Annotated in this window: 24 protein-coding genes, 1 pseudogene and 1 riboswitch; of the genes and pseudogenes, 21 read left to right on the top strand and 4 right to left on the bottom strand. The window is 41.9% G+C overall.

Going from position 1 to position 19,543, the window contains the following annotated elements:
- Window positions 1-254 precede the first annotated feature (254 nt).
- The 3 genes from L7E55_RS16020 to L7E55_RS16010 all read left to right on the top strand — a co-directional run bounded on the left by L7E55_RS16020 (window position 255) and on the right by L7E55_RS16010 (window position 3,703).
- The gene (locus L7E55_RS16020; RefSeq protein WP_277445347.1) at window positions 255-773 is read left to right on the top strand and encodes a hypothetical protein; all 519 of its coding nucleotides are present in this window, start codon (window positions 255-257) and stop codon (window positions 771-773) included.
- Between the two features lie 199 nt (window positions 774-972).
- A complete protein-coding gene (locus L7E55_RS16015; RefSeq protein WP_277445346.1) occupies window positions 973-1,272 on the top strand; it encodes an ArsR/SmtB family transcription factor in 300 nt (99 codons plus the stop codon).
- Window positions 1,265-3,703 (top strand): DsrE/DsrF/DrsH-like family protein, encoded by a 2,439-nt coding sequence (locus tag L7E55_RS16010; protein WP_277445345.1) that lies wholly within the window; start codon window positions 1,265-1,267, stop codon window positions 3,701-3,703. The genes L7E55_RS16015 and L7E55_RS16010 overlap by 8 nt, the downstream gene beginning before the upstream one ends.
- Before the next feature lie 675 nt (window positions 3,704-4,378).
- Here L7E55_RS16010 and L7E55_RS16005 read toward each other — a convergent pair.
- Window positions 4,379-4,777, bottom strand: a complete 399-nt coding sequence (locus tag L7E55_RS16005) for a MerR family transcriptional regulator (RefSeq protein ID WP_277445344.1) — start codon at window positions 4,775-4,777, stop codon at window positions 4,379-4,381.
- Window positions 4,778-5,077: 300 nt separating this feature from the next.
- Here L7E55_RS16005 and L7E55_RS16000 point away from each other — a divergent pair, with 300 nt between their 5' ends.
- The 17 genes and pseudogenes from L7E55_RS16000 to L7E55_RS15920 all read left to right on the top strand — a co-directional run bounded on the left by L7E55_RS16000 (window position 5,078) and on the right by L7E55_RS15920 (window position 14,928).
- The gene (locus L7E55_RS16000) at window positions 5,078-5,524 is read left to right on the top strand and encodes an iron-sulfur cluster assembly scaffold protein (RefSeq protein ID WP_277445343.1); all 447 of its coding nucleotides are present in this window, start codon (window positions 5,078-5,080) and stop codon (window positions 5,522-5,524) included.
- Window positions 5,525-5,739: 215 nt separating this feature from the next.
- A complete protein-coding gene (locus L7E55_RS15995; RefSeq protein ID WP_338091243.1) occupies window positions 5,740-6,102 on the top strand; it encodes a NifB/NifX family molybdenum-iron cluster-binding protein in 363 nt (120 codons plus the stop codon).
- A 96-nt stretch (window positions 6,103-6,198) separates the two neighbouring features.
- Window positions 6,199-6,360 carry a hypothetical protein gene (locus L7E55_RS15990; protein WP_277445342.1) on the top strand — a complete coding sequence of 54 codons (162 nt, stop codon included), beginning with the start codon at window positions 6,199-6,201 and terminating at the stop codon, window positions 6,358-6,360.
- An 18-nt stretch (window positions 6,361-6,378) separates the two neighbouring features.
- A complete protein-coding gene (locus L7E55_RS15985; RefSeq protein WP_277445341.1) occupies window positions 6,379-6,708 on the top strand; it encodes a DUF5320 domain-containing protein in 330 nt (109 codons plus the stop codon).
- 24 nt (window positions 6,709-6,732) lie between these two features.
- Window positions 6,733-7,593 (top strand): ATP-binding protein, encoded by an 861-nt coding sequence (locus L7E55_RS15980; protein ID WP_277445340.1) that lies wholly within the window; start codon window positions 6,733-6,735, stop codon window positions 7,591-7,593.
- A complete protein-coding gene (locus L7E55_RS15975) occupies window positions 7,590-8,468 on the top strand; it encodes an ATP-binding protein (protein WP_277445339.1) in 879 nt (292 codons plus the stop codon). Before L7E55_RS15980 ends, L7E55_RS15975 begins: the two co-directional genes overlap by 4 nt.
- Before the next feature lie 73 nt (window positions 8,469-8,541).
- The gene (locus L7E55_RS15970) at window positions 8,542-8,718 is read left to right on the top strand and encodes a hypothetical protein (RefSeq protein ID WP_277445338.1); all 177 of its coding nucleotides are present in this window, start codon (window positions 8,542-8,544) and stop codon (window positions 8,716-8,718) included.
- 50 nt (window positions 8,719-8,768) lie between these two features.
- The gene (locus L7E55_RS15965; protein ID WP_277445337.1) at window positions 8,769-9,113 is read left to right on the top strand and encodes a NifB/NifX family molybdenum-iron cluster-binding protein; all 345 of its coding nucleotides are present in this window, start codon (window positions 8,769-8,771) and stop codon (window positions 9,111-9,113) included.
- 34 nt (window positions 9,114-9,147) lie between these two features.
- Window positions 9,148-9,978 (top strand): Mrp/NBP35 family ATP-binding protein, encoded by an 831-nt coding sequence (locus L7E55_RS15960; protein ID WP_277445336.1) that lies wholly within the window; start codon window positions 9,148-9,150, stop codon window positions 9,976-9,978.
- Between the two features lie 74 nt (window positions 9,979-10,052).
- Window positions 10,053-10,283, top strand: a pseudogene (locus tag L7E55_RS15955) (methylenetetrahydrofolate reductase C-terminal domain-containing protein); the annotation flags it as partial.
- Between the two features lie 126 nt (window positions 10,284-10,409).
- The gene (locus L7E55_RS15950) at window positions 10,410-10,607 is read left to right on the top strand and encodes a hypothetical protein (protein WP_277445335.1); all 198 of its coding nucleotides are present in this window, start codon (window positions 10,410-10,412) and stop codon (window positions 10,605-10,607) included.
- Between the two features lie 69 nt (window positions 10,608-10,676).
- Window positions 10,677-11,516, top strand: a complete 840-nt coding sequence (locus tag L7E55_RS15945) for an MBL fold metallo-hydrolase (RefSeq protein WP_277445334.1) — start codon at window positions 10,677-10,679, stop codon at window positions 11,514-11,516.
- A gap of 21 nt (window positions 11,517-11,537) precedes the next feature.
- Window positions 11,538-12,899, top strand: a complete 1,362-nt coding sequence (gene scfB, locus L7E55_RS15940; RefSeq protein ID WP_277445333.1) for a thioether cross-link-forming SCIFF peptide maturase — start codon at window positions 11,538-11,540, stop codon at window positions 12,897-12,899.
- Between the two features lie 76 nt (window positions 12,900-12,975).
- Window positions 12,976-13,503 carry a gamma carbonic anhydrase family protein gene (locus L7E55_RS15935; RefSeq protein ID WP_277445332.1) on the top strand — a complete coding sequence of 176 codons (528 nt, stop codon included), beginning with the start codon at window positions 12,976-12,978 and terminating at the stop codon, window positions 13,501-13,503.
- Between the two features lie 16 nt (window positions 13,504-13,519).
- Window positions 13,520-13,924 (top strand): DUF134 domain-containing protein, encoded by a 405-nt coding sequence (locus L7E55_RS15930; protein ID WP_277445330.1) that lies wholly within the window; start codon window positions 13,520-13,522, stop codon window positions 13,922-13,924.
- Between the two features lie 23 nt (window positions 13,925-13,947).
- A complete protein-coding gene (locus tag L7E55_RS15925) occupies window positions 13,948-14,307 on the top strand; it encodes a NifB/NifX family molybdenum-iron cluster-binding protein (RefSeq protein WP_277445329.1) in 360 nt (119 codons plus the stop codon).
- A gap of 137 nt (window positions 14,308-14,444) precedes the next feature.
- Window positions 14,445-14,559, top strand: a riboswitch (molybdenum cofactor riboswitch).
- Between the two features lie 18 nt (window positions 14,560-14,577).
- Complete coding sequence (locus L7E55_RS15920; RefSeq protein WP_277445328.1) at window positions 14,578-14,928, top strand: beta/alpha barrel domain-containing protein; 351 nt, start codon at window positions 14,578-14,580, stop codon at window positions 14,926-14,928.
- Window positions 14,929-15,107: 179 nt separating this feature from the next.
- Here the strand turns inward: L7E55_RS15920 and L7E55_RS17815 are convergent, their stop codons facing one another.
- The 3 genes from L7E55_RS17815 to L7E55_RS15910 all read right to left on the bottom strand — a co-directional run bounded on the left by L7E55_RS17815 (window position 15,108) and on the right by L7E55_RS15910 (window position 18,512).
- Complete coding sequence (locus L7E55_RS17815; RefSeq protein ID WP_420852065.1) at window positions 15,108-15,206, bottom strand: hypothetical protein; 99 nt, start codon at window positions 15,204-15,206, stop codon at window positions 15,108-15,110.
- A 406-nt stretch (window positions 15,207-15,612) separates the two neighbouring features.
- Entirely contained in the window at window positions 15,613-17,979 is a 2,367-nt protein-coding gene (locus L7E55_RS15915) for a diguanylate cyclase domain-containing protein (RefSeq protein ID WP_277445327.1), read from the bottom strand.
- Between the two features lie 77 nt (window positions 17,980-18,056).
- On the bottom strand, window positions 18,057-18,512 hold the full coding sequence (locus L7E55_RS15910; protein ID WP_277445326.1) for a GGDEF domain-containing protein: 456 nt from the start codon (window positions 18,510-18,512) through the stop codon (window positions 18,057-18,059).
- A 733-nt stretch (window positions 18,513-19,245) separates the two neighbouring features.
- Here L7E55_RS15910 and L7E55_RS15905 point away from each other — a divergent pair.
- Window positions 19,246-19,543 (top strand): hypothetical protein (locus L7E55_RS15905; protein WP_277445325.1); only part of this gene is annotated, 298 nt, incomplete at its 3' end.

Below are 19,543 nucleotides of genomic sequence, written 5' to 3'. Positions count from 1 at the left end.
TTTGGTGGAGTGGTTTTTTGTCAATTCTATTTTACCAAAAGTTTGGGGTGTTTTGGCTTCTTTATCGCTAAAATATCAGGAATATCAAGGCTTTAAGTCACTTTTTTATCTGAGAAAGTTGAGTTAAATTCCAATTGGTTTGTGTATTAAATCTTTGTGCCTCTAGGTGCTCTAAAAATTTTTAACGGAGAAGGAACTTTTATTTATTTTTTATAGCCTAATATTTAGATAAGAAAATATCTAAAGAGGTAACAATGAAAAAAACATTTTTATTGGCATTTATCATATTATTGGGTGTTTCACTGTTTGGTTGCAAAAATGTGGGCAACGATACTCAGCAACCGCAGCAAAACGATGTAAGCAATGAGGCGGCGGCAGACTCAATTGTATACAGAAATACCCAATATGATTTTAGTTTTTCATTACCGGTAACTTGGAAAGATTATTCGATTGTAACCGACAAATGGGAGGGTCTCGCTATTGGAAGTAGTGAGATTGTTGAAACTGGCCCGATGATTTCCATCAGGCATCCTCAATGGAATCCTGAAAACCGGCGGCAGGATATCCCCATAATGATATTCACTCTTGACCAGTGGAGCTCACTTCAGCAGGGAAAATTCCACATTGGTGCGGCACCTGTCGGGCCAAAAGAACTTGGCCGTAACACCGGATACGTTTTTGCGCTTCCCGCGCGTTACAACTTCGCATTTCCGCCGGGATATGAAGAAGTAGAAAAAATTATAGAAAGTAATCCTCTTCAAACAAACAAATGACAAAGAATTATCCTGGACCTAATAAGCTATTCAATTCAAGAACAGGATAATCGATTACATGAAAAAGGAGGCCGGAAGGCCTCTTTTTTGTCGCCAGGAAATTATACTTTTGTTTGCCTAAAGTTTTTTATTAATATTGAATCATTTATCGTAATATCGTAATATATTAATATAGTGGTATTATGGGAGGAAGGCATTAATGCATAATGACTTTGAAATATATTTTGAAACAGCCGAATTATTAAAGGTTATTGCTCATCCCGTAAGATTGTGCATTATCCGTGGACTGCTGGACAAAGGGCAATGCAATGTCACCTATATGCAAACCTGCTTGAAGTTGCCTCAATCAACCATATCGCAGCATGTTCAAAAGCTTCGCGCCGCTAAAGTGATTGTTGGTAAAAGGAACGGGGTGGAAATTGGTTACAGAATTAATAACGATACAGTTAAACAATTGATTAACATTTTATTTCCTGAGGAGGAGCAAAAAAATGACTAAGAAAATCCTCATTGTTGGTGGAGTTGCCGGTGGCGCTTCAGCCGCCGCCAGGTTAAGAAGACTAGATGAAGAAGCAGAAATCATTCTCTTTGAACGAGGGGAATTTATTTCTTTCGCTAACTGTGGTCTGCCTTATTACATCGGCGGCGCTATCCAAGAGAGAAATAAGCTACTGGTGCAAACGCCGGAAGCGATGCACGCCAGGTTTAACATTGACATTAGAGTAAACAGTGAAGTCATTGGTATTGATGCGAAAAACAACTCTGTCAAAGTAGCTAGCGAGACGCGGGGCGTTTATGACGAAACCTACGACTTTTTAGTTCTGTCTCCCGGCGCCAAAGCTATTCGGCCCAAAATTCCTGGCATTGAACATCCCGGCATTTTTACCTTGCGCAACATCCCGGATACCGATAATATAAAAGATTTCATTGAGCGAAAGCTGGTAAAAAAAGCGGTTGTCGTTGGTGGCGGCTTTGTCGGAGTTGAAGTGGCAGAGAATTTAACCGAAAAGGGCATTGCCGTTACAATAGTCGAAGCGGCTCCCCATATCCTGGCCCCCTTTGATTCCGATATGGTCACCAGGGCCGAAAAAGAACTGCAAGAGCATGGGATTGCCCTGGTCTTAGGTGATAGCGTTACCGGGTTTAGCGATCGAAACGGTATCGTCGAAGTTGCCTTAAAAAGTGAGAAAAGGCTTGAGGCAGATCTAATTATATTGGCAATAGGAGTTACCCCTGATACCGGCTTTATCAAGGATTCCGGCATTGAATTAGGTCCTAAAGGTCATATCGTCGTTAATGACAAGCTGCAGACCAGCATAAATAATATTTACGCTGTAGGAGACGCGATAGAGACAGTGGATTTCGTCAACGGACAAAAGACCACCATTCCCCTGGCCGGACCAGCTAACAAACAAGGCAGAATTGCCGCTGACAATATCTGTGGCATAGCGTCCACTTACAAGGGGACGCAAGGCACCAGCATAATTAAAATTTTTAGTTTAACCGGCGCCTGTACCGGTAGCAATGAACGGACTTTAGCCAATTCAGGCATCCCTTTTCACGTTATTTATGTTCATCCCAATGCTCATGCCGCCTACTACCCGGGTGCCGCTCCGCTGTCCATCAAGTTAATCTTCGACAGTGAAGGGAAAATTCTCGGAGCCCAGGCCTTTGGTTATGAGGGGGTGGATAAGCGAATTGATGATATCGCCACAGTGATTAGGCTGCGGGGTACGGTCACTGACTTAACCGAGCTGGAATTGGCATATGCTCCCCCCTATTCCTCGGCAAAGGACCCGGTTAACATGGCTGGTTATGTGGCGGAAAACGTCTTACGCGGGAGGATGGAAGTCGTCCTGCCGAGAGACATGAATACAATCGATTTAAACCGGGTTCAGCTGGTAGATGTAAGAACAGAAGAGGAATACAAGAATGGACACATCGAAGGCGCCGTGCACATTCCGGTAGACTCTATCAGAGATAGAATTAGTGAATTCTCGAAGGATAAAGAGATTTGGCTATATTGCAAGGTCGGTCTGCGAGGTTATATCGCAGCTAGTGTTTTGAGCCAAAAGGGCTATAAAGTTAAAAACCTGACAGGGGGATACGAAAGTTTTATGCTGGCCAATTTTAAACCTTCCGGCATTTCGACAAAGGATACCGATGCGGAATCGAGCGTACTTAAAGCGATGAATAATTATACGAGAGTTTTAGACGCCTGTGGGCTATGTTGCCCTGGTCCCCTGATGCAAGTGAAAAATTGCATCGACGACATGGCGATCGGTGAAATTTTGAAAATAACAGCATCTGACCCGGGGTTTTATGAAGATATCAAGGCCTGGTGCCAACGCACCAATAACGAGTTAGTTGAACTAAATAAAGAAGGAGCCCTGATAACAGCTTATATAAAAAAGACCGGAGCAGAATTAATTAGTGCCGCCCCTGAAATGACCCGGGTTAGAGATAACAAGACCCTGGTTGTCTTCAGCGGAGATTTGGATAAAGCCTTAGCCTCTTTCATCATCGCCAACGGTGCCGCCACCATGGGTAAAAAGGTTACCATGTTTTTCACCTTTTGGGGGCTGAATATTATCAGAAAGCACAATCAGCCGGCTGTTGAAAAAGGCTTTATGGATAAGATGTTTGGGATGATGATGCCCCGGGGCAGCAAAAAACTGAAACTGTCAAAAATGAATATGATGGGTTTGGGAACAATGATGATGAAAGCCGTGATGAAAAATAAAAATGTTCCGTCTTTAGAAGAATTAATTGAGGCGGCTATCGAAAGCGGCATTGAACTTGTGGCCTGCCAAATGTCCATGGATGTCATGGGTTTAAAACCGGAAGAATTGCTGCCTGGTGTAAAAATCGGCGGTGTTGGTTATTATCTGGGTGAAGCTGAGGACTCCAACGTCAATTTGTTTATCTAAACGATAAGCAGGGAGTAGCCCAGAGCCAGGATAACATGTAAATAATGTATCCTGGCTCTGTTTTATAAGCCAATTACGCATCTAAACTTGTCAGGGCTAATAAAAAACTCGATTTTCCAGAGGTGGATGGCCTTTGAATTGTACCGTATTTAGCGGCAATTTCATTGATAGTGGAGGTCTTTACAGTACCTCTAGGACGACCTTGTTTTAAATTCTGCAGAATAATTGTTTCGCTTTTAACTAGTATAATTTACTTTTAAATTTTGTGTCCCATCCTATGGGAGCATTATAATTTGACGGATAGGGACATAAACGTGTTTCCCCGAACCCCGCAGAGAGAGTGCGCGGTATAAACTTAATCCATATCCAAAAACCGCTCAGGGAAATATTGATCCCTTCCGGCCCAGCAACTGCTCCTTTAAAAATATAAACATTAATCCCGCCTACAATCACTTTGTTAAAACTCCGGGTTTCGGGCGTTAAGCCTACAAGCACGGCAGGCTCACTGGGGCAGCAGGCTCAACTTCCTGTCGTTCTAATAATTATTGTGATCGTATCAGTTTTTTGGAGAATATATTTTCTGGCGTCAGGAGTGATCTCTACCTTGCTCATTTTTTCAACCCCCGATCAAACAGATAAGGATGGGATATTGCATATTATTCATAAAAAGATTACTTAACTTTTCTGATAATATTTACAATCATTACAAATATCCGCCTGATCCTGAACCACTACGCAATATGATTCGTTTTCCTTCCAACAAGGTTTAAACTTGTTTACTGCCTCACTTTTATTCCTGGTTTGACTATCTATGCAACTTTTAGTTTTCCAGCAGGAATACATAGCAATGACCTGTTGCACGCCTGCAATATTAAGTCCTTTAACATTAATTAGATTATGGATAAACTTTAACCTTTTTAAATTATTATTTGAATAAAGTCTTTGCTTATTTTTTCTTGCTGGATTAATCAATTTATTTTTCTCCCATATACGGAGCGTTTCAGGGTGAACTACAAGTAGTTGTGCTACTATACCAATATTTAGCATTGGTTTGTCGTCATCCCAGGTAGGCATTTAATCATCACCACCTATAAATATAATTTATAAGTTTATTATATATATATAAATATATATTGTAAATATTTTATAATATATTTTCAAATAATTATAAAAGGATTATTTATTTATTTTAAAAATGTAGCTTTAGATAATATGACTATAATCGAATTATCATTAAATTAATATTGGTTTTGTTTATGTAAAAATATTATATATTATAACTTAAGAATATTCGATATGATTATTGATTATCTATACAGATGGGATCTATAATATTTATGAGCTAGTGACCACAACCAAGGGGGGTACAAAATTATGGAAATCAGCGTCTATGATAATGAGGTATTAATGAATCATTTTATGAATCCGAGCAACGTTGGAAAAATTGAGAATGCTGACGGAATTGGAATGGCGGGTAATCCCTCATGCAGTGATTATGTAAAGATATACATTAAAGTCGACGGCGATCAATTAAAAGATATAAAATATGAAGTGCATGGCTGCCCGGCAGCTATTGCCACGTCCAGCGTTTTTAGCGAACTGGTTAAAGGCAAGCCGATTATGGAAGCCTTAGATGTAAACGACCAGGACGTTGTTAAAGCTTTAAACGGTTTACCTGAACAAAAATTACATTGTTCTTGTATGGCTGTGGAGGCTTTCGATAAAGCTGTTATAGACTGGATTATGCGGATCCTTCCAGAACACAAGGAAGAGATTGAATCAATGGTTAAATCCACCCAAAAGGGTAAATTGGATGGATAACTAATAATTCGTCTTGTGCCTGATGCCTCAGATATTTAAAAATATTTATTGATGTTATTTAGAATAAATAATTTATAATCCTTAAAATCTATGCCACAATATAATTGACAGGTTAAACTTTTTTTTCGTATAATAGTAATGAAATAACGACCATAACTTATTATTGAACGCGACTATCTATCGGTTGAAAACAAAACGAAAGAAGGTGTTTAAAGCTGAAAATAGCAATTTCCGCTCAGGGACAAACCGTTGAAAGCAAGGTAGATATTAGATTTGGCCGGTGCAACTGGTTTGTCGTGGTAGATACAGATACGGGTGATTACCACGCAGTGAGTAATGATCAAAATTTGAACGCTGCTCAGGGTGCCGGTATTCAATCGGCGGAAATAGTCAGCCGCCAGGGAGTGGAAGCTGTAATCACCGGACACTGTGGACCAAAGGCTTTTCGGACATTAAGCGTTGCAGGCATTAAGTTGTTTACCGGTGCCGATGGCACTGTAGCAGATACCCTGGAAAGATTTAAAAAAGGTATGCTGACAGAAGCGGAAGAGGCAGATGTAGAAGGTCACTGGCTTTAAGTTTTATCAAATTATGGAGGTATGTAAAAATGCCGAGGAGAGATGGAACCGGGCCACAAGGCCGGGGTCCGGGAGCAGGCAGGCGTTTAGGTCCGTGTGGAACTGGTGCCGGACAGAGCCAAGGACATGGTAACTGTCAAGGTCAGGGAAAAGGTCAAGGTAACGGATATTGTTGCCGTGGTGGCGGCCGGGGAGCCGGACAGGTCCAAGGACGCGGAGGACAGGGCAGGGGCTGCTGTTAGCTTTACAAACTACTGAGTCGGGAGGTAGTGTATTGTGCCAGGATTTAACGGAAAAGGTCCATTAGGTATGGGGGCAATGACGGGACGCGGACGCGGATTTTGTATAAGTAGTATTCTTCCTGGTACCAGTTTAGCTCTAAAGCTTGGCCGTGGTGGACAGCGCGGCTGGTGGCGCTCCGACTTTGCCACCGGAATGCTTATTGGACTAGGTGGATACTTTGCCAATTCCTTATTGGCAAAGCATGTTACACTTCCGGCAAGCGGCGAGGATGAGCTAAACCTTCTTAAGGAAGAAGCAGGTTACCTGGAAAGCGCCCTTGAACAGATTAGAAAACACATTAAAGAACTGGAAAATAAAGATTAGAAAAACCCTTCGGGAGTAAATTTAATGACTAAAGAATTGACTATTGCCGTGGCAAGCGGCAAGGGAGGGACAGGTAAGACTACTGTTTCTGTAAATCTTGCCTGTGCTGCGGCAGCAGCAGGATATAAAGCAGCTTATCTTGATAGTGATGTAGAAGAGCCAAACGGGCACCTCTTCCTGAAACCCTGCATTGTGCGCCGCTACCCGGTCAACGTGCCGGTTCCGGCGGTTGACACCGAAAAATGCATTGCTTGCGGCGCCTGCGGGGAGATTTGTCAATACAGCGCTATTTTGTGCATTAATAAAAGTGTCCTCACTTTTGAAAAAATGTGCCACGGGTGTGGTGGTTGTCAGTTGGTCTGTCCCACCGCTGCAATTACCGAAAAAAGCAGGGAAATTGGATTCGTAGAAGAAGGAGTAGCCGGGGAAATATCTTTTGTCCATGGCAAGCTCAATATAGGCGAGGCTATGAGCACGCCGCTAATCAAAACAGTTCGTTCGGCAGGCAAAAATAATTTATTAAATATTGTTGACGCGCCCCCAGGCACCTCATGTCCGGTAATCACAGCGATCAAAGGAGTGGATTTCGTAATTCTTGTCACCGAACCGACCCCTTTCGGACTGAACGACCTGGGCCTTGCCTTAGATATGATCAAAGAACTGGGTATCCCACACGCGGTAGTTGTGAACAGGTCCGATCTGGATAATAATTTAGCCCGCGATTTCTGCAGGGAAAAAGAAGTTAAATTGTTGGCGGAGATCCCGGACGACCGCAGGATAGCCGAGGCTTATTCCAGAGGTGAATTGGCGTTTTCCGCTGCTTCTGGCTACCGGGGCGTTTTCGAAGATCTCCTAATTGCTATTGTGAAAGAGGCGAGACGGTGAAAGAGATAGTAGTTATCAGCGGAAAAGGAGGTACCGGTAAGACAAGCGTGGCGGCTTCCCTGGTCGTCCTGGCCGAAAGGTCGGTGGTGGCGGACTGTGACGTGGATGCGGCGGACCTGCACCTGGTGCTTGACCCCCGAGTTATAAAAACAGAGGATTTTACCGGTGGCAAGAGCGCCAGAATTGTTCCCGGCAAATGCAGCAGTTGTGGCAAATGTTTAGAAATTTGCTGGTTCAATGCTGTAATCAAAGATGAGAGAAAAAAACCTGCCTATATCATTGACCATATAGCCTGTGAAGGGTGTGGTGTTTGCAGTTACTTTTGCCCGGAGAAAGCCATCGATTTTGAGCCGTCCGTCAACGGCCAGTGGTTTGTTTCAGACACCCGATACGGCCCGATGGTCCATGCAAGGCTAGGCATCGCAGAAGAAAATTCCGGCAAGCTGGTTTCTCTAGTGCGCAATCAGGCAAGGATGCTCGCTGAAAAAGACAATTTGCCATACATTATTGTTGACGGCCCGCCTGGTATCGGCTGCCCGGTTATTTCTTCGATTACCGGTGCGGATGCCGTGCTGATCGTTACGGAACCCACGGTATCCGGTGCGCACGACCTGGAACGGGTGGCCGAACTGGCCAGACATTTTAAAATTCCCACTTTCCTTTGCATTAACAAATATGATCTCAACTATGAGACAGCTAAAAACATTGAGGAGAAAGCAAGGGTGAGTGGAATTACTGTTATAGGAAGGATTCACTATGACCGGGCTGTCACCGAAGCCCAGATCAAAGGATTCCCGGTGGTGGCATTCCCGGAATCGGCAGCGGCAAAAGATATGAGAACAACATGGGAAAGCTTGGTAAGAGAACTAAATTAAAATCTTCATTCCCGGTGACGGCGCAATTAAAATGGGGGATTCAATAAATGTAAGAACAAAGGATGTGTTGGCAGTGGATGTTAGTTCAGCGATTTTAGAAGCGGTTGAAAAAACTTCGACAGAGAAAAAAATAAGCTGCCCTGAAGCCAGGAAATTGGCGGAGGAACTTAAAGTATCGCCCAAGCTTATCCGCGAGGCCGCCAATAAATTAAAAATAAAAATCATAGCTTGTGAACTGGGGTGTTTCTAAGAAAGGAGCAACCTTTAACTTTAAAATAAAACAGTGAAAGGAAGTAAAAAATGAAAATCGCGCTACCTATCGCAGGAGATCAGTTATGTATGCATTTTGGACATTGTGAAAGATTTGATTTTTTTGACGTCAACCCTGAAACCAAAGAAATTCTAAAAAAAGAATCATTTACGCCCCCGCCGCATGAGCCTGGTTTGTACCCGAGATTACTGGGCGAAAAAGGAGCTAACATTATCATTGCCGGTGGTATGGGCCCGCGGGCACAGGAATTGTTCAACCAGAATGGCGTAAATGTAGTAGTTGGCGCTAATTCAGCCTCAGGTAGTCCGGAAGATATCGTCAGGCTGTTTTTGGCCGGCAATCTGGAAACAGGGGATAATGCCTGCGATCATTAATTGTATACTGTAAAACTAAGGAGGAATTAAAACAATGCAACAAAATTCAAATTCTACATGTGACAATGAAAAAAACGGCGGGTGTGGTCATGAAGGCAATCCCGGTATTGAGAAATTGACCGGAAACGAATTTAGCAATATCAGGAACGTTATCGCTGTCATGAGTGGAAAAGGCGGTGTGGGAAAATCTTCTATAACATCAATACTTGCTTGTGAATATAGAAAAAAAGGCCATTCGGTGGGAGTGCTGGACGCGGATATCACCGGCCCGAGCCTGCCAAAAATGTTTGGTTTAAAGAGTGGGGTAAGAAGCAACGGCTCCGCGTTATTCCCCTCAATCAGCAATAGTGGGATAAGAGTTATGTCACTAAACTTATTGACCGCCAATGAAGATGACCCGGTTATTTGGCGCGGGCCGGTAATTTCCGGTACAGTCAAACAGTTTTGGACCGACGTGGCCTGGGGTGACCTTGATTGCCTTTTTGTTGACTTGCCGCCCGGCACTGGTGACGTTCCTTTGACTGTTATGCAATCCCTGCCTCTCAACGGCTTGATTGTTGTATCTTCACCACAAGATCTTGCCGTCATGATCGTGAGCAAGGCAATAAAGATGGCCCAAATGATGAATATTCCCATACTTGGTCTGGTTGAAAATATGAGTGGCGCCGTTTGCCCGCATTGCGGCGAACATTTTGAGTTGTTTGGACCTAGCCGGGGTGAAGAGATCGCCCAGAAATTTCAGATACCGTATATTGGAGGATTGCCGGTAGACCCCAATTTTTCAAAGCTCTGTGATCAAGGTAAGATTGAGGAGTATGAGAGTAACCTTTTTGCTAATTTTATCCCTGAAAATATGACTCAATAGGAACATGTCTATAATAGCTAGCTATTACTTCATTAGATAAACTTGTCATAAAAAATAAGAAGAATAATGTTATTTGCTCCAAAAGCCTCTTAAACGGGCCTTGTGGAGGTTCCCAACATGGTAAGTGTGAAATCAGCAAAGATATAGATTGCGCCTGGCAGTTAATCTACGACCGTCTAAAGTCCTTGGGTCAATTAGATATGCTCAAGGAGGTTGTGCCGCCAAAAGATTGGTTAAAGTCCAGGGATGGCGGGCCACGTAGGATGATCAGCCAGGATTTGATAACTAGCAATCGGTTTGAATGATTAGCAAATAAAAATAATTCATCTAAAAGATTTAGTAATTGCGCGGAGGATCAGGTAATGGTTGAGTACCTCAATGACCAGCAAGAAAGCTTTTTCACTTGGTGTAGTAATGTAGTCAAAGACCACATGGAACGTGAAGAGACCATGCTCAAACGGTGGCGGCCGCGCAAGAATCCGGACGGTAGTTATGATTTGGTCTGCAAACTGGTTGCTCGTGATGAAACTACGTCACAGCTTACAGTACCTATACCAGAGGAGTATCACGAACTTCTTGAGCGTGAGTATTTCATCACTCACCCGCCGGACGAAGAAGACGAGAGCTAGAGTTAATTGAACATAATAAAACAATATTCTACTTGAAGTAAAGATTAAAACCCGGGAATAAAAAGAGTTATGATAAAAATCCATATCTTATGCGACAACTATGCAAAAAAAAGAGGATTGCTCGCAGAACACGGACTTTCCGTGTGGATAGAAACAGATGACGGGAATATTCTCTTCGATACAGGCCAAACGGATGTTTTTTCCTCGAACGCCGAAACATCTGGTGTGGATCTTACAAAAGCAAATGCTCTGGTCATTAGTCATGGTCATTATGATCATACAGGTGGGATACCGGACTTTTGTAAACTCAACGCCTTAGCGCCAATATACATACATCCTAAGGCCTTCAATGAAAGGTTTTTCATCAGTGGTGGGGAAACCGAAAAAAGGAGTATTGGTGTTCCATGGAGCAGTGATGTTCGGAAAAAACTTAGCGGAAGAATAAATTCAACAGTAATAACGAAACAAATAAATAGCGTGGCTGTAGTATCACCAATGATCCCAAGGGGTGTTACCTTTGAGGATGTTCCCCATTACTTTTTTGTCCGCAATGAGAATGACGAGATATCACATGATATGTTTATTGACGAGCAAATCCTTGTTTTGAAAGGGAACAAAGGGATTTATATTTTTGTGGGATGTAGCCACGTAGGAGTAGTAAACTGTCTCAGATATGCGCAAAAGTTGTACCCAGGCGAAAAGATCGCCGGTTTAATTGGTGGAATGCACCTGGAGGGTGTTCCAGATATCAGAATTGAATTAACCATCCGAAGTTTTTTGAATTATGGGGTTGAAACTGTTATTCCGCTGCATTGTACCGGAATGATAGCTATCTGTGAAATTAAGCGTTTTCTTAAAGAACGTTGCCATATCCTATCCGTAGGAGATGAAATTGTTCTTGAAAGATGATTGAATTTGGAGATGCTGTTGATGGTTCATGTTTACTCCATGGGTGGAATTAACATTGCTATAGATGGTAACTGTGGAAGTATCCATGTTTTAGACAGAGTGGCGTATGAATTGCTGGCGCAATTCAAGAACCCGTTTACATGTGAACAAGCAGTACAAAAGTTACAGGGGAAATACCCTGCAGAAAGCATTAGAGAAGCATGGGAGGAGATTAACTCACTTGTAGAAAAAGGCATTCTATTCTCCCCTGAAATTGAGCAGGCCGCTGTTCAAAACAATATGAACATTGATAAAGGCTTAAAAGCCTTGTGCCTTCATGTAGCCCATGACTGCAACCTCATGTGCGAATATTGTTTTGCTTCCAAGGGAAGTTACAAGGTGGCAAAAAAATTAATGCCGCTGGAGATAGCCTTTAATGCAGTGGATTTCCTCGTTAGCAACTCCGGAAAAAGAAAAAATGTAGAGATAGATTTTTTCGGCGGCGAGCCGATGCTTAATTTCACTGTTGTTAAAAAAACAGTGGAATATGGGAGAGAAGTCGGAAAACTTGCAGATAAGAATATAAACTTTACTATTACTACAAATGGCACGCTTCTTGACGACGATAAAATAAACTATATCAATGCAAATATGGATAATGTAGTTATTAGCCTTGATGGTCGGAAAGAAGTTCATGATGCGATAAGGTATGATGCCGCAGGCAAGGGTACATATGATAGAATACTTGCTGATGCTTTGAATTTAGTTCGTTCAAGAAATAACAAAAGCTACTTTATCCGAGGCACATTTACTTCCAAAAATACGGATTTTTCAAAGGATGTGCTGCATCTTGCCGATCTTGGATTTGGAGAGATATCGATGGAACCTGTTGTGGGTAAAGGGGAGGATTTTCACATCCGCAGAGAGCATATTCAGGAAATTCTTAATGAATATGAACAGCTTGCCTATGCGTATATAAAAAATATAAAGGAGGGAGGAAAGCCATTTAGGTTTTATCACTTTAACGTAGATATCTATAAAGGTCCTTGTTTGTATAAAAGAATTGCAGCTTGCGGTGCAGGCACTGAATACCTCGCCGTTACACCAGAGGGGGACTTTTATCCTTGCCACCAGTTTGTTGGGAAGCATGAATTCATAATAGGCAACCTTGATACAGGTATAAAGAACGATGCGCTATGTGAAAGATTTAGAAAGACTAGCATATTAACTAAAGAAGAATGCCGTGATTGCTGGGCAAAACTTTACTGTTCAGGTGGTTGCCATGCAAATTCTTATTATGCAAGCGGAGATATTATGAAGCCAGAGGAATTGTTTTGTGCAATGCAAAAAAAACGTTTAGAATGTGCCATTATGATTGAAGCATATCAACAATTAGATGAATAAAAAACGAAATTTGTTAGCTTTACTATCTTTGAAGTTGTTCTATATAAAGTATTTCATAATTACTTGGAGGGTGTATATGTCACTGTATCGGTTTTCAGGTAGAACACCAATAGTTGGCGCGGGAAGTTACGTGAGTGAATTGGCTATGGTCATTGGCGACGTTAGAATTAGTGAGAACTGCTATGTAGGCCACGGTACTGTTATTAGAGGTGATTACGGGACTATTGAAATTGGTCCTGGCACCGCTGTAGAGGAGGGCACAGTGATTCATGCTCCCCCTGGTGGTACTTGCCGGATCGGTAAAAGTGTCACCTTGGGGCACGGAGCGATAATTCATGCCGACGAAATTGGAGACTATGCGTTAATCGGTATGGGCTCAATTTTAAGTCTAAATGCCATAGTAGGTTCCTGGGCCATCGTTGCCGAAGGATGTGTAGTGAAGAATAAACAAAGCATACCAGAAAAAGTCGTTGTGGCTGGCAACCCGGCCCGTATAATAAGAAATACTGAACCCAGAGATGTGGAATTTTGGACATGGGTTAAGCAGCTTTATGTTGATCTGGCTCATCAGTATTTACGAGAAGGTATGGAAAAAATAGATTGACCTGCGGGGTGTAATAATGCCACGACCACCAAAATGCAGAAGAGTTGAACAATTACCACAGGTTACTTATTTTAAACCTTCCGGAATACCAATGACTGAACTTGTTGAAATACATCTAACGATTGAAGAATTAGAAGCAATACGGCTTAGAGATTTAAAAGAATTAGAATATGAAGAATGTGCACAAAAGATGGCTGTTTCAAGGCCGACGTTTTACAGAATAATTACTACTGCCAGGAAAAAAATTGCCGAAGCGCTGGTTAATGGTTCTGCACTAAGGGTAACCGGCGGGAATTTCAGCCTTGCCAAATACGAGCTAATCTGTAAAAATTGTGGTCACCATTGGCAAGATATCATTTGTTGCCGTCGCACAAGATGTCCAGTATGTAATGCAAATGATTGGTACAAAATCAATTTCTAAAATAAAATGAAGGGGTTGAAGAAATGAAAATAGCGATGCCGTATAACCGGGGTAGAATAAACGAGCACTTTGGCATCAGTCAAGAATTTGTTATTTTTAATGTTGAGGAAGGTAAAATTGGCGAAAAGAAAATAATTTCAAGTAGTGATCTCCAGCATAATCATGGTGGATTGGCAAACTTATTTATAAGGGAAGGAGTAGGAGTAATAATTGCTGGTGGTATGGGACCCCCTATGGCCGATGCGCTGAGGTCAGTGGGGTTGGAAGTTATTACAGGTGCTTCAGGAGATGCTGAAAAAGTTACTTCTGATTATTTAAGTGGACAACTGGTCACCAGTTCTATAGGTTGTAATCACGGCTGTAGCGAGCATGATCATTTATAATTAATAATTCAAATACGCAGGATTCTTGCTCTAACGGCATTTTTACTGTAAATGCTAATCTAGAAAGCTTACCGGTTTTTATGTATATATTTATAACAGTAGGAATTATTAGTTCTTAGAGAGATAACCCAACTGAATAAATATTTGCTCACCGAGCCTACTACCTAAGTCTTGTGATATGGTTGTCGGCTAATGGGTACATAAGGAAACTTTTGTACCTCCCTTTTGGAAAGGAGGGCATTGATGTTCAATTAATGATATAGCTATCCTTTGCCAAGGTTAGCTTTTTATTTTTCTCGTTGTCCAGTAAAAAGATTAAGAGGTAAGTACTATACCTGTGAAAAAAAATTTCTCGTGGAAGTTGAGACAATTGATGATGCTTTATTACTATGCCAGACAGGAGTAGATGGCCTGCAATTTGATAAAATATCGCCTGTTGAATTAAAAAAAGCAGTTGAGCTAATCAGAGCAAAAAATAATAGAATCACTATCCTGGCAGCGGGTGGCATAAATGAAAATAATGCAGAACTATATGCCCAGACAGGTGTAGATGGCTTAGTTGCATCGTCAATATATTTTGGTAAGCCTGTCGATATGGGAACAAATATCGTTCAGCGATAACCTTGCTGTGCCAGCTATAGACTAACAAAGTAAAAATCAAAGTCAATAGTAATAATCCCCATGGGAATTATTAAGTACTACTATTACATAATTTCAAGTTTTAGTACCTGCAAGGCCAGTTATTTCGTGATAAAAGTACATCTCTGCTTAATTTTGGTTTAAAAAATCGAAACCAGGAATCAAGCGAACCTTGGTTTTAACAGAAGTATACCCGGGTAAAACAGCGCCGCAGACAAAACGATGGTTACTCCGGTGGCTGTCGAGCAATAATACGACATGAGCAGTCCCGTTATCTCGGAAGTGAAGGTTATTAGTAAAGAGATCACATGGCACTGCCGTCATGCTGCAGGATATATTGAGCGCGGCTGCGGTCGGTAAAATCAAGAGTGAGTTTATGATTGGGATGCCAACCTATTGAATGGAAATCATTGGAAAACCTTCACCTCAAATATTATTTAGTTGTCATCTTTTGTACAAAGCTGGTCGTGAGCCTCCAGATCGAGTCCGATGGATTCCCACATCGGACGGTAGTCAGTTGCCATAATACACATCTCCTTATGAATATTTATTTCATAAGGATTATAAATAACATTAGCTTATTAGACAAATAAATAATTTTTATATTTAGGGGCGATAGTATTTAAATTATTTATTTAATAATAGTAGATGCTTTGTCGAAAATTGTTAAAAGGATCTGATATCCTCTAAGACTCGAATGAATTTAGGTGTTAAAACCGGATCGAATTGAGAACCCGCGCATCTCTCAAGTTCCTTAACTGCCGCTTCATGGGTGATAGCTTTCCGGTAAGGACGATCACTGGTCATGGCGTCGTAGGCGTCAGCTATGGCTAAAACGCGGCACTCCAGCGGAATTTCTTGCTCTTTAAGCCCAAGAGGATATCCTTTTCCATTCCACCATTCGTGGTGCTTCAGGATCCAATCGGCGATTGGGGTTAAATCGGGAGCAGCCAGGGCGATCCGGTGACCTATCGAACAATGCAGCTCAATTTCAGAGCGTTCCTCAGGGGTCAAAGGTCCCGGCTTAAAAAGAATTCTGTCGGAAACACCTACTTTACCTATGTCGTGGAACTGTGCAAGCAGGCGGAGGTCGGCTATTTTATACTCGGGGATACCGATTGCCGCGGCCATGCTGGCAACAAGGCTGCGCAGGCGTTCAGCGTGGCCTTCAGTTATAAAGTCCCTGGCTGCGAGCGCCTTCGTAAGGGCTTGTACAATGGCATTCCGGGCACTTTCCTTGTGATGGAGTTTTTCCCGGTACATGCTATTATCGGCTTCCTTAAACAGTTCAGCCATGCTGACGCTGGGATCATCCTTCACGGCGAACCCAATCGACAAGCTGAGAATGTTTTTTGTATTTGCCGCGTTATATTTCGCCAGCGCATTGCGAATGTTGCAGCATGCCTTTTCTGCTATGTTCCTGTTACTATTAGGAAGTATTAACGCGAATTCGTCGCCACCGATCCGCGCCACTATGTCACTCTTCCTAAAACATTTTTTAATGATGCCGGAAGCTGAAACAAGTAATTCATCTCCAGCGTGATGTCCGAGAGTATCGTTAACCAGTTTGAGGCCATCTACATCGCACATGATTATACTGATAGGCATGTGCCGCTCGTTCCCTAGGCGTCGCATTTCTTCCTCAAAAAAAGCCCGGTTGTACAAACCTGTAAGTGTGTCATGGAAACTTAGATATTTCAGTTGCTTTTCAATGCGTTTCTGTTCTGTGATGTCTAATAGGGAAACTACGTATTTACTTGTTCCCGGCAGCCGGGTAATATTTATGATAACGTTTTTTGTATTACCCATTTTATCAACTAAATGTGATTCGAGGTTTAGTGGAAGATTGTCAACAAGAGGAAAGTGCTTTTTTATCCCTCTGGAGTAGTCTCTTAAGAATTCATTCAAACTTTTTTTACCTTGGATTTCTTCTTTGCCAAATCCAGTATATCGTTCAAATTCACTATTAACGAGGGATATTGTATTATCTTCTTCTAATATGACTATCGCTGTTCCTGTATTTTCAAAAATGGTTCTGTATTTGTTTTCTGATTCGCGAAGGGCTTCGTCGACGAGCTTTCGTTCATATGCGTTACCGATAATTTCTGAAGATACGCGCAGCAACGCAAGGTCATCATCACTCCATGAACCGGTTCCAGTAACGTTATCAAATCCTATGAATCCGGATAGTTTTCCATTGACATACAGAGGGAGCGAGATTAACGATTTTATATCCTGTTTTTCCAGCAGGTCTCTTTCAGCCTGTGCTTCCCGCGGCAATTTGGAAACGTCTGTTATATGAATGACTTCACCCTTGTGCAACTTTTCCATCCACCAGGGTAACGTTATGTTCGGAACATTTTGAAGCGTGTCTTTCTGCGGAAGCACCCCGTCATTACACCATTCGTGAGTATTACTCATTGTTGTTTCATCCTGGCTCATGTAAAACAAGTAGGCACGTCCTGCTCCGCTGATTATCCCTATATCCGCGAGAGAATCATTAATAGCTTCGTCTATGTTGGAGACACCTACAAAACGGGAAGAAATCCTTTTAACGATATCCATAAATTCCAGCCTGCGCCGGATAGCTTCTTCCACTTTCTTGTGGTTCGTAATGTCTACGGCAAACTCAAACCTCACATCGCGTCCGTCCGGCCACCTGATAGCTATGTCTTCTATCATATAGTTTCTTCCGTGCAGCGGATTATAATGCTCCCATTTATATGGCTTGCCTTTGTCTTTCAATATTACATTGTTAGTGCAAAATTCACACGGTGATTCCCTACCTTGAAATTCCTTATAACAAATACTTCCGACAAGCTCTTTTTTATGCAGTTCCCTAAGAGTTTTATTAACAAAGAGTATTTCATATGTCGTTGGGTCGGAAACATACATTATCTCGTTTATGTTATCGCAGATTGCTAGTAGCTGTAGCTTCTCGGCTCGCAACTTTTTCTCTAAATCTGTAGCCCCCAAGCATGGCCTCACCAACTCATCTGCCAATTGTTCTCCGGTTTTATATTCATCTTTCATTTATTTAATCCTCCAGGTTTAGATAGGAACTCGACCGTCATGGCACCAATATAAATTTGATGCTTTAGACACGTAGTTTAACTACTGATACGATTTCTTCCGTTTTCTTTTGCCCGGTAAAGCGCGTTATCCGCTGACTTGAGCACAGCTTCGGCCGTTTTGTTTCTTTCGGTTTTCTCTGATACGCCAATACTGACAGTCAGAAACAGCCGCTTTGAGGAATTACTCGGCGTTATATTCTTGGGCTTCTTTTTTGGCCTATTCTGTCCACGGAGGATAAACCCCCGCTTGGAGATTTTGTTTCTTAGCTTTTCTAAGTGCGGTACCGCGTCGTCAACTCCTTTGCCAGGAAAAATAATGGTGAATTCTTCACCCCCGTAACGATAGATTTTCCCTCCGCCGGTTACATTTTTCATCATCGTGGCAACAAACCTTAACGCGTTGTCACCTACATCATGTCCGTAAGTATCATTAAATTTTTTAAAAAAATCGATGTCCAGCATGGCGATAGCATACGGCAATAAAAGAGGCAACTATAACACCGGTAAAGGAGCATTCATAAGATGATATATTTTTACTTTGTCTTATAATCAGGATTAATATGGCGGCGAGGAAAAATAAAGTTGCCATTTGAGGAACAGGCGTCAGACTAAGGATTCTAAGAGAAAAGATTTTTTTATTAAGGACGGTATCCAACAACTGGCTATTTGACCCAAATATCGAAGCGGTAAAGAAAAATTCCCCAACTATCAATGCTACCCGGCTTTTCCCGCCGGGAGTTAAAACGCCACGCTCCGTTAAAAAAGTGAATAATATTATATTCAATGGAATGAATATACAAGCCGCAGTATAGACAAAACTCATGTATAATTTTTTGTCTACTAAGAGGTATTGGCACAAGAACAATGTGATTAAGCTGAAAAATACTCTATTCCGGTTAGAGAAGTAACTGACAACCAGCCCTATCAACAATATGGCGTAAGAAGAATATCGTATTACTTCAAAAGACACCAACTGCGTTTCCTGAATTTCTAAGTAAAACTTATAAAACAGGTATATTAGTCCAAAGGGTACTGATATGGGCAATAAAGTTTTAATATCCTTGAACTTCATGGTTACCCCAGTACTGACGCATAATTCTCAGAGCCGTTAAATTAAAGGCGTTGTATCCTTTTAAAGAGAATATTTTTTCGCAAAACCCTACTGGACAAATTATATTCGTTATGAGATAATAGTGAGGGTTGCCAGAAGAAAGGGGCCAACACTATGAAACATGATGAAAATGGGGCCATATTAATATGCGGGCGTATGTTTACAACTGAAGAACTTCGAGATGTCATCGAAACGGTGCGTCTATTTCCGAAATTGAGTCGCCACGAATTGGCGAAGACGATATGTGAAGGCTTGTCTTGGAACGCTCCGAATGGCCGCTATAAGATAGATGCCTGCAAACAATTGCTGGATAGGCTGGAAATGCAAAAAGAGATTGTGCTTCCGGAAAAGAAAAAAACACAACCCCATTCACGCGAACAGGTAGTTCCCGGACAGAGAACCGAACCCGAAC

Origin of the sequence: Pelotomaculum isophthalicicum JI (genome assembly GCF_029478095.1) — a bacterium.
GTDB classification, from domain to species: domain Bacteria; phylum Bacillota; class Desulfotomaculia; order Desulfotomaculales; family Pelotomaculaceae; genus Pelotomaculum_D; species Pelotomaculum_D isophthalicicum.
Note: the sequence above shows the minus strand (reverse complement) of the source record. Positions and strands in the feature narration are given on the sequence as shown.